Source organism: Marinococcus halophilus (assembly GCF_002265875.1).
Classification (GTDB): Bacteria; Bacillota; Bacilli; order Bacillales; family Marinococcaceae; genus Marinococcus; species Marinococcus halophilus.
On the sequence record NZ_NPFA01000019.1, the window covers coordinates 26292 to 35921 of the forward strand.

Below are 9630 nucleotides of genomic sequence, written 5' to 3' on the forward strand. Positions count from 1 at the left end.
TAAAAACATGATGAACTCCTTTCTTTTTCGCTTTCTAGTGCTTATCGTAAACCAGAAAGATGAACGCAATATGAATTACGAATCGAAAGGAGTGTATGGAAGAACCACGGTAAACGTAGCTCCTTGATCTTCCGTGCTCGAAGCGCTGATGAAGCCGTGGTGACGTTCCACAATTTTTTGGGCGATCGATAGGCCAAGACCGTTGCTTTCATACGATCGACTTCGAGCTTTATCGGCTCGGTAAAATCGTTCAAAGATAAATGGCAACACCTCAGGCGAAAGACCAGGCCCCTCATCTTGAATGGTCACGACCACGTCCGTTGAACGAGGCTCCAGCCGGATAACTATCGACCCCTCCATCGGCGAATGACGGATGGCATTTGCAAACAAATTCATCCAAACTTCATACAGAAGGACTTCATCCCCCTCAATGATCGTTGGAGGAACGTCGATATCGACAAAAATCTGTCTTTCCTGGCATTGATAAGCCATGGATTGAACCATGGTTTTTAACTGCTGATCGAGCGCATAGGGGGCAACCGCCAGTCGTTCTTCTTCCTTATCCAACGATGCCAGTATTAGCAGTTGCTTTCCCAGCGTTGACAGTCGTCGGCTTTCCTGGTGAATCGTGCTTGCGTACATTTGTTGTTGCTCGGGCGACAGCTGATCATGTTCCAACTCTGCCGCCATTCCTTGAATAGTGGTCAGAGGGGATTGAATCTCATGAGAAACATTAGCGACAAATTCCTGGCGCATGTGTTCTAGCTGTTCTAATTCTCGACTCATTTGCGAAAACTGTCGTGCTAGTTGACCAATTTCATCTTGGCGCTGAACCGGCACGGGCGGAGAAAAATCTCCTTTGGTAATACGTTTGGTAGCTTCCGTGAGCTTGACAAGCGGACGAACCAGATAGCGTGTACTGATGAGGACTAACAAAACGCTGATCCCGACCATCCCTCCAAACAGAAAGGCTAAAAAGTATCGGAATTCGCCCAATTGGTATTCGATATCCGGACGAAGGAACATCGCATACGTCTCGCCCTGAATCTCCACCGGCACACCAACGGTATTGGTCAGCTCATTATCAAAAAAGCCTGTAACCAACGGGCCAAACGGATGATTTTTGACGCCATGATACGTGTCACCGGCAAGGACGTTCTCGATGTTCTTGGGAGAAAGGGTGGACGAGCGAAACGATGATCCAAAAAAACGTCCCTCCTCCTCAGCAGACGAAAATAAAGCAACTTGAAACCCGGTGTCGCCCACCTGTTCAAAATACGTTTGGGTATTGATGGACGGATGATGTTCATAAAACTGTTGAACCTGTTGAGCGGTCTGCGTGATACGTTCATCGTTCTCCGGCTTTAATTGATAATGATAGTATATATTGGTTCCGAGAAAGGCGATGAAAAAACTAACGGCCATGACGACGAGGGTCGTGAGCACGACCCGGGTATAAAGGGTCTTCATTCGATGACCTCCAGGCGATACCCAATGCCGCGAACCGTTTGGATATCAAAACCGGGATCCAACCGACGGAAACGCTCTCGCAATCGTTTGACATGGACATCGACGGTCCGTTCATCTCCTTCAAATGTGGATCCCCAAATAGACTCTATTAATTCTTCCCGGGAATAGGTTCTTTTGGGATAGCTAGCTAACTGAACAAGCAACTCAAACTCTTTCAACGGTAAGAGCAAGGCTCGATGACCGATGCTGACCTCATACGTCTTAGTGTTAATGCGTGTTCGCCCCACCTGAATTCGTTCTTGGGCGACTTGCTGATATCGCCGTAAAACGGCACGAAGGCGAAATAATAGTTCTTTACTCTCAAATGGCTTTGTTATGTAGTCATCGGTGCCCGATGCGTAGCCCTGTTCTTTATCTTCGATTTGATTTTTCGCCGTTAAAAGAATGACCGGGATATCATAATCCTGGCGAATGATTGTCGTCAGTTCAAATCCGTTAGTGCCAGGCATCATCACATCAACAAGCGCAATATGAACATCATGTTCATCGAGAATCGCCCAGGCTTCCTCCGCATGACTGGCTTCGTAGACACGGTAATTTTCCCTTCGCAAATAATCACCGGTAAAAGCCAAAATGTTCGGATCGTCATCAACCAATAGAATAGTTAGGATGGCCAACACTTCCTTCCTGCACTTTTATAAAATGCTTGTTATATCTTTCAAAAGTAAATCATAGTACCAAAATAAAGTTCAATAACTAAATATAGTATAGCTGATATTTAATTAAACACATTATAACTACTAATGGTAAAAAATGTTCTTATGTGAATAAAAAGCCATAATTATTCTTGGCATTCACTCAGCCTAATAAATGTTTGGAAACATTCATGAATATATAGAGAGCGAAGGTTCGTTGTTTTATAAAATAATTTGAAAACAAAAAAAATTGACAAAACCAATAATTTTTTAATAGGATAATATGTAACGGGTTACATAATCATTTGATGTAATCGAAAACACACATATACTATCTGATTTTAAATAACCTTATTAATGGAGACTAATAATTCTATGGCCACAATTAAAGAAGTAGCAAAAGCAACAGGGGTATCGGTCGCGACAATTTCAAGAGTTTTAAACAATAATGGTTATGTTAGTGAAGAAACCAAAAATAAAGTAATTGAGGCTATCAAAGAGCTAGATTACAGGCCCAATGAAGTAGCAAGAAGTTTATATCATAAACAGTCGAAAACCATCAGTTTAATCCTGCCTGATATAACAAATCCCTTTTTTCCAGAGCTTGCTCGAGGCGTCGAGGATATAATGAATGATCATGGATATACAATCTTTCTTGGAAATTCTGACGAAAAAGCAAATAAAGAAGAAAGATATTTAGACATGATGGAGCAGAAGCACGTAGATGGCGCTATTTTAGCAACAAATACATTAGATAGTAATCATCTTAAAACTTTAAAAAAACCGGTTGTTATTATAGACAGATCAATTAATTCAGATTTTCCAACGGTCTGTTCTGAAAACTTTCATAGTTCACAGGACGCTGTTCGGCACTTAAAAGAAGTTGGCTGTAAAGTGATTGCTCATATTGAGGGTCCTGCTCACATCACTAATTCAGTCCTTCGTAAAAACGGTTATATAGAGGTGGTCAAAAAAGAAAGCTGGTTTACAGACGAATACATTGTGAATGGGCACTATAATGATAAAGACGCTTATCAAGCAACTTTAACATTATTAAAAAACCATCCTGAAATCGATGGTATTTTTGCCGGGAATGATTTGATGGCCACAGGCGTATTAAAAGCAGCCAGAAATTTAGGTATCTCTATCCCGGAACAATTAGCAGTAATTGGATTTGATGGAATTAGAATGAGTGAAATTACATCTCCGGAGCTCACAACAATGGCGCAACCTATTTATAAAATGGGAGAAACAGCTGCATATATGCTAATTGACCTTATTGAACAGCGGCCATTAAGAGAGCGTTATTATAAATATCCTGTTCAATTAATCAAAAGGCAATCGACAAATGTTCAAAACCAATCGATAAATTAATTTTTAGAAATAAAAGTAATGAAAAGGATATTAAACATTTCAATATCACAAAAAAATAAAAATGCGCCAATATGTAACCGGTTACATATTGGCTTACCCTCATAAAATTTTGTCGTTATTATTTTATTAAGCTAAAAATTTAAAGGAGAATATGGATGATGAATAAACCGAAAATTGTTGTTGTTGGAAGTATCAATATGGATCTAGTTACCGAGACATCTACATTTCCAAGTCTTGGCGAAACGCACGTTGGAAATAAGTTTATGATGCTCCCTGGCGGAAAAGGCGCTAATCAAGCAGTGGCATGCTCCAGGTTGGGAGCGGATGTAACGTTAATTGGATGTATTGGTGATGATGATTTAGGTAGCAGGATGCTTAAAAATCTTAAAAAGGAGAATGTGAACACTACTTATGTGGAGACAATGAATGGCATGAACACAGGTACTGCTTCTATTACCATTGAAGATGGAGAAAATCGAATTATTTATGTCCCTGGGGCAAATGAAGCTCTCACTCCAGAAAAATTAGAACAAGTGGAGTCCGTGATCCAGAAAGCGGACGTCTTATTATTACAACTTGAAACTCCACTCGAAACTGTTGCTGCAGCCACAACCATAGCCAAACGTTATAAAGTGCCTGTTATTTTAAACCCGGCTCCGGCCGTACAAATCCCTGAAAAATTAATTGAAGATATAGATTTTCTAACCCCTAATGAACACGAATTAGCCATTGCATTAGGTTACTCGGACAATGAACTTTTTGTTCAAAAAACTTTAGCAGAATATCCAGGGAAAATTATCATGACAAAGGGCAAGGAAGGAGCTTACTATACGAATTCAAGTGGAGTGCTTAAAAACCAACCAACCTTTCTTGCAGAAACGGTTGATACTACAGGTGCCGGTGATACCTTTAATGCGGGAATAGCAGTGATGGTAGGAGAAAGACAAGACCTTAATACAGCAGTACGATTTGCAACAGCTGCAGGCACACTTTCAGTTACAAAAAGCGGCGCTCAAGGAGGTATGCCTCATCGTGGAGTAGTCGATCATTGGTTAACCGAGAATTAGCTTAAGAAATTTGTTAGAAAAAAGATAAATGCAAGAAATTTCATTAATAACATTTCAAAAGTGGAGCGGGGGAAACTTATGAAAAATATTATTTTGGATGTCGATACAGGAATTGATGACGCGCTGGCCATTGCATATGCTATCCACTCTCCAGAATTAAATATTCTAGGCATAACTACTAGCTTTGGAAATACTACAGTTTCAGAAGCGACAAAAAATACGCTGCAACTTCTGGATACTATAGGAGTAAAAATTCCAGTGATACCGGGAGTGAGCAAGAAATTTAATGGGGAGGACCCTCGTGAAAAAACCGTTACGATTCATGGGAACAATGGTATAGGCGAAGCTACCTTATCTCCAGCAGTTAGTAAACCCCACGAAATGCTTGCACATGACTTTATTATCTCTGCTATTCACCAACATCAAAACGATATAACGATTTTAACAACTGCAAGCCAAGTCAACTTAGCAGAGGCTGTCAAAAAAGACCCGAATATTATCCCCCTAGTCGATGAAGTTTTGGTCATGGGCGGCGCAATATCGGTCCCTGGTAATATAACCCCTTATGCTGAAGCAAATATTTATACCGATACTGAAGCAGCACAATTCACTTTTAGCTCTGGGCTGCCAATTACTCTTGTCGGATTAGATGTGACCACAAAAACGCTGCTCAAGAGAGATGTTTTAAAAAAATGGAAGAAAAAGAATTCTTCTTTGGCTCATGTATTAGCAGAAGCTTGTGAGTTTTATATGGACGCATATGCTAGGGTTGAGCCTGAACTTAATGGATGCGCCCTTCATGATCCATTGACAGTGGGCATAGCGATTGATTCTTCTTTTGTTCAAACTGCCCCTATGCATGTTGATGTTTTGACAGAAGGAAGCAAAGCAGGACAAACATTAGGAAAGAAAGCTTCGAAGAATACCAATATCAATGTTTGTCTTGACGTTGAATCTAACCGATTTGTAACACATTTTTTAAATCGCATAGTTTAGTTAGAAGTTTCACATAGTTTCTAAGCTTTAAAACAGCGTATCATCAGAGGGGAGGTCTCAGCCATGCCATCACTCGATCAAACCGACTGGGATATTCTACGTGTTCTGCAGCAAAACGCTAAGGCATCTTGTTCCACTATTGCGAAATTAATATATGTGAGTGAGGGAACCGTACGGACCCGAATGCGCAAATTGCTTGAGGCTAAAGTTTTTGATTTTATTATTTATACTGATCCTAAAAAAATTGGTTTGGACGTCCAAGCTATTATTGGTATACACACTCAAACTGATCAACAACGGCACGTTGCCTTTCAATTACAAGCATTTGAGGCTGTTCGCTTTGTCGGCTCTTTTTCTGGCACCCATGACCTTATCATTCAAGTTTATTTTCCAACCAAGGAGGATTTAGTTTCTTTTATCAATACCGATTTAGCTGCCACTGAAGGCGTTATAGACGTAGAAGTAAATGTTGAATTAAAGCAATATAAAGATACTTTCTCGTATTAAATATGTAAACGAAAAACAGTAGTCCTATATAAAAAAACACCTTAGACTCTGCCAACTACCACCTGGGAAAAGCTAATGGCACTCTCCCAAGATGACCTCAGCTATTACGAAAACATGGACGTAAATGGCTTTATTAACAAAGGGTGCAGTGATGAACAACTATGTAAATGCTGATAGGAAGACTAGACGAGGACCATACGACGTGGTACCACTGATTGATGGCTTCTAGAAGCAGTTCAACAGCAGACCAAACAGGGTAGGGGCGCCATAAGAGCGGAGAGAAGAATTTTGCGTCTCACACCTGCGGTCACTTGAACATTCAGAAAAAGTTCCTTACACATTTCTAAATCGACAATTAGCGATGAAGAGACACAGTTGTCCTCATTGTAGTGGGTACAAGCGCCATAATTTTTGCGTTCGCTAGCAATTTAAGTAACTGGCACCCGTATCACGGAGCTAAATAAGAGTGGCTGCGAGGCCAAAAGGATCGCTATTTTACCGATGTGGATGCCTGCAACGTGAGCATAAAAGAAATAAGAACCAAGGTATTCCTGTCAAGCTCATCTGACCGAACAATGTAGGAGGTACTTATTGATTTCATCCAAGTTTGTTTTGGCCTACTCACAATTGTTCTAACATATAGAAGTTAAGCCATGTTTTTAATTCAAAAATTAGAGTATAAAGTTTGAATATCTAAATTAACTTAGCGCTTTTTCAATTTTATTATCTCAAAATACGAAGACTACTTATTATATTGAGATAAAAACCGATAACTTCCGATAATACATCTTATGTTAACTATAATTTTTTAAAGAACAACAAGCCAATATGTGGCCCTCTTCCCTTTGAGCGAATAGCTTAACAATAGCTGTTCACCTCACAATAAATTCAAACAGCGTGCCGAACAGTATAACTACGATGCCAGCGATGATCATAATCACGCTTTGGATCGTTTTGTTCCCGGTCTGTATTAAAAAGCCTATGATGATTAAGAACTGCCAACGGCCCTAACAAGATATCGCTATTTAAATGCTCCTACATGCCATCAGCCCATATAGGGGGTCTATTAACTTATATTCGTTAACTTTATAATTAATTATGTTTACTGAAACGTAAACGTTTCAGTAAACATAATTAAAACATTCATGTAAGAACAGAAAAGGATCGGTAACAAAAAAAGCGCTCAGATGCTGACGACATCTGGGCGCTCCCTTTGTTGGTGCTAAAATGACAATGAACTTTTATACGGCTATCTTACCATGTTATGTCCAACATATAAACGTTATGCTACTAGAAGAAAAACGATTTGAATGATACTACACAACTTAAAATAAATCGAACATTTTAAATTATTTTATTGCCACAAGTATGAAAAGCATTTAATTATTTTAAGATTAAACATAATTCCTCATTATTCAAACGCATCACTGCGCTGCTCGCCTTCATCATATATCGGCGGAGGCTCATGGCGAAAACCAACCGCTTTGAGATAGATGCACGTATGATCTTCGTTGTACTTATAGATCAATCGCATATCGGGCTTCGCTCCTTTAGCCCCACGAATATGAGGCGAGGAAAACCATTTGCATGCATAATAGCCCTGGGCGGCCAGGCGACCATGCTGGAGAGGCTTAGACGCTTGATACGGCGATCGTTTTAATCGCTCGATTTCTTGTTCTAACTGTTGGAGTAGCTGATGAAAAGCCGTTTCTGGATCGGACACGGCCGATGCTTGGTAGAGCTGACGATAAATGCGAGGGAGATCCTTCGCCAACCAGTCCCGGTGGTATTGTTCTTCCATCAGCCCCTTACCGAGATTTCTCCTGGTGAGAAGCATACCACTCGGCTAAGGACATGCCTTCGGGCTTCGAGGCCCACTGCTTGGGCGCTTCGTCCGGATCTTGACGATGCCCATACCGCTGTTCTAGCTCCAGGCTTTCCACTTTCGCTTCTAGCTCCTCCAACCGATCGATCAGCTCGTTATACGTCTCAATATCCAGCATCGTGGCTTTCGTCACATTATTAAAATTAAACGCTAACTTGCGTTCTTTTTCCAGCATTTCTAACAGTTTAGTTTGAGAGAGGGTCCGTAACTCGTTGGCCGCATGAATCTGTTGCGAGTTAAATTCTTTCGTGACCATGCCCCTCACTCCTTTCTCCTCCTACGTGGAGGGCTTTTCTTTATTATATCGTACAGCAACTCACTTGCCCATATATATGCACAAATATATGAGCATTTATTTGTGCATATAATTTTACATAAAAATCCGGCCATGACTTGGAAACGGTCATGGCCGGGGTCGAGAACCCGTATCTGCTGGTTGGTTGCCAATGATAAACGTGAGGTGGAGAGCTAAACCGAGAGCGATTAACGTCTCCGTGCTTGGCACGACGGCGCCGGTTTCTATCCGTCCAATCGTGGAAGCTGATTTCCCAATAACCTGGGCCAGGTCTTGCTGCGTCCAGACTCGCGCTTTTCGAGCCTCACGTATCTGAACGACCCAACGCGCGACATGCTTCGCCTGAGCCACCTTTTGTTCGCCAAAGAGGTCCAGGCGTCGTTGTTCTACATTGTCACGAGCCATATAACCTACGCTCCTTTCCCCGTTACTCTAGATCTTGTTTTCTTTATTAATAATAGTTTCTGGCTTAAATATACTTCTTTGCTATCTTTCTTATACAACAATCTTTCGTTCATAGGAAGTTACTAGCCTGTAGAACCACTGGGTACTATAAAATGGGTAAAAAAACATTTTGCTACTAGTTCTCTCGTATTCTCAAGGAGAGAGACCTTTTGCCGTTCATTCCATAAGGACTCATTCTTTTCCTCTTAATCATGGTTATCGCCTTCTTTTTTGCTGTGAGACTCTTTGTCACCTATTTTTTAAGCAATTTATATTCTAACGCGGCGAAAAAAATACAGTTACTGTTCAAATATCATTTTAGCAAAAAATAAAAATCTTTAAGAGTTATCTTCCCTCTTGTGAAAAAGTCAGTCGCTTCAAATGACATGTTTTACTATCTATAACGAAATTATGTAAACTAAAAAAGGACAATAAAACCTCCTCAGGTAATGAAGCAATAGAAAGCACAAAGTAGAATATATTCCCCGCACAGATGAATTTTACGTTAAATGCCTGTGATTAAGCTTCTCCTTGTTTCTAGAAATTAATTCTTAACACTCTAAAAGATAAAAAAGACAAAATCCGTATACATTTCTTTATATATCAAACTATTACATAAAAGTTTTAGTTTACGTAATAGTTTAAATGATTATTTACAAGACAATGTTAACTTACCAACTAAATCATATAATGAATGAAATATATTAATTTATGCTAATTAGCTAGTACACTAGTTTAAAAGTAGTTATGAGGGACCGTCAATAATTTTGTGTAAACGGCTGTCCTTTTCCAGCCTTGAAGTTAACCCTGCCGTTGAAACATATCTTCCAATTGATGTTGGGCCTGGGCGAAGCCCAGGTGGCAGCGGGTGGAAAACTTTTGATTGTAGGCATCAAA

Annotated in this window: 9 protein-coding genes; 4 read left to right on the forward strand and 5 right to left on the reverse strand. The window is 40.2% G+C overall.

From position 1 onward, the window contains the following. Window positions 1–75: 75 nt before the first annotated feature. Both CHL76_RS14590 and CHL76_RS14595 read right to left on the reverse strand, forming a co-directional pair. The gene (locus CHL76_RS14590; protein WP_094908952.1) at window positions 76–1470 is read right to left on the reverse strand and encodes a sensor histidine kinase; all 1395 of its coding nucleotides are present in this window, start codon (window positions 1468–1470) and stop codon (window positions 76–78) included. Continuing rightward, window positions 1467–2147 (reverse strand): response regulator transcription factor, encoded by a 681-nt coding sequence (locus CHL76_RS14595; RefSeq protein ID WP_307725207.1) that lies wholly within the window; start codon window positions 2145–2147, stop codon window positions 1467–1469. Before CHL76_RS14595 ends, CHL76_RS14590 begins: the two co-directional genes overlap by 4 nt. 393 nt (window positions 2148–2540) lie before the next feature. Here CHL76_RS14595 and CHL76_RS14600 point away from each other — a divergent pair, with 393 nt between their 5' ends. From CHL76_RS14600 to CHL76_RS14615, 4 genes are all read left to right on the forward strand, one after another. After that, a complete protein-coding gene (locus tag CHL76_RS14600) occupies window positions 2541–3539 on the forward strand; it encodes a LacI family DNA-binding transcriptional regulator (protein WP_094908953.1) in 999 nt (332 codons plus the stop codon). Window positions 3540–3697: 158 nt separating this feature from the next. Then, window positions 3698–4606: a ribokinase gene (gene rbsK / locus CHL76_RS14605; protein ID WP_079474132.1), complete on the forward strand. Its 909-nt coding sequence runs from the start codon at window positions 3698–3700 to the stop codon at window positions 4604–4606. A 78-nt stretch (window positions 4607–4684) separates the two neighbouring features. After that, window positions 4685–5602 carry a nucleoside hydrolase gene (locus CHL76_RS14610; RefSeq protein WP_094908954.1) on the forward strand — a complete coding sequence of 306 codons (918 nt, stop codon included), beginning with the start codon at window positions 4685–4687 and terminating at the stop codon, window positions 5600–5602. 63 nt (window positions 5603–5665) lie between these two features. Next, window positions 5666–6109, forward strand: coding sequence for an Lrp/AsnC family transcriptional regulator (locus tag CHL76_RS14615; protein WP_094908955.1), 444 nt, complete (start codon window positions 5666–5668; stop codon window positions 6107–6109). Window positions 6110–7520: 1411 nt separating this feature from the next. Here CHL76_RS14615 and CHL76_RS14620 read toward each other — a convergent pair. The 3 genes from CHL76_RS14620 to CHL76_RS17500 all read right to left on the reverse strand — a co-directional run bounded on the left by CHL76_RS14620 (window position 7521) and on the right by CHL76_RS17500 (window position 8694). Further along, window positions 7521–7910: a hypothetical protein gene (locus tag CHL76_RS14620; RefSeq protein WP_094908956.1), complete on the reverse strand. Its 390-nt coding sequence runs from the start codon at window positions 7908–7910 to the stop codon at window positions 7521–7523. A gap of 7 nt (window positions 7911–7917) precedes the next feature. Then, window positions 7918–8250, reverse strand: a complete 333-nt coding sequence (locus tag CHL76_RS14625; RefSeq protein WP_094908957.1) for a hypothetical protein — start codon at window positions 8248–8250, stop codon at window positions 7918–7920. Window positions 8251–8397: 147 nt separating this feature from the next. After that, a complete protein-coding gene (locus CHL76_RS17500; RefSeq protein ID WP_094908958.1) occupies window positions 8398–8694 on the reverse strand; it encodes a helix-turn-helix domain-containing protein in 297 nt (98 codons plus the stop codon). Window positions 8695–9630 lie beyond the last annotated feature (936 nt).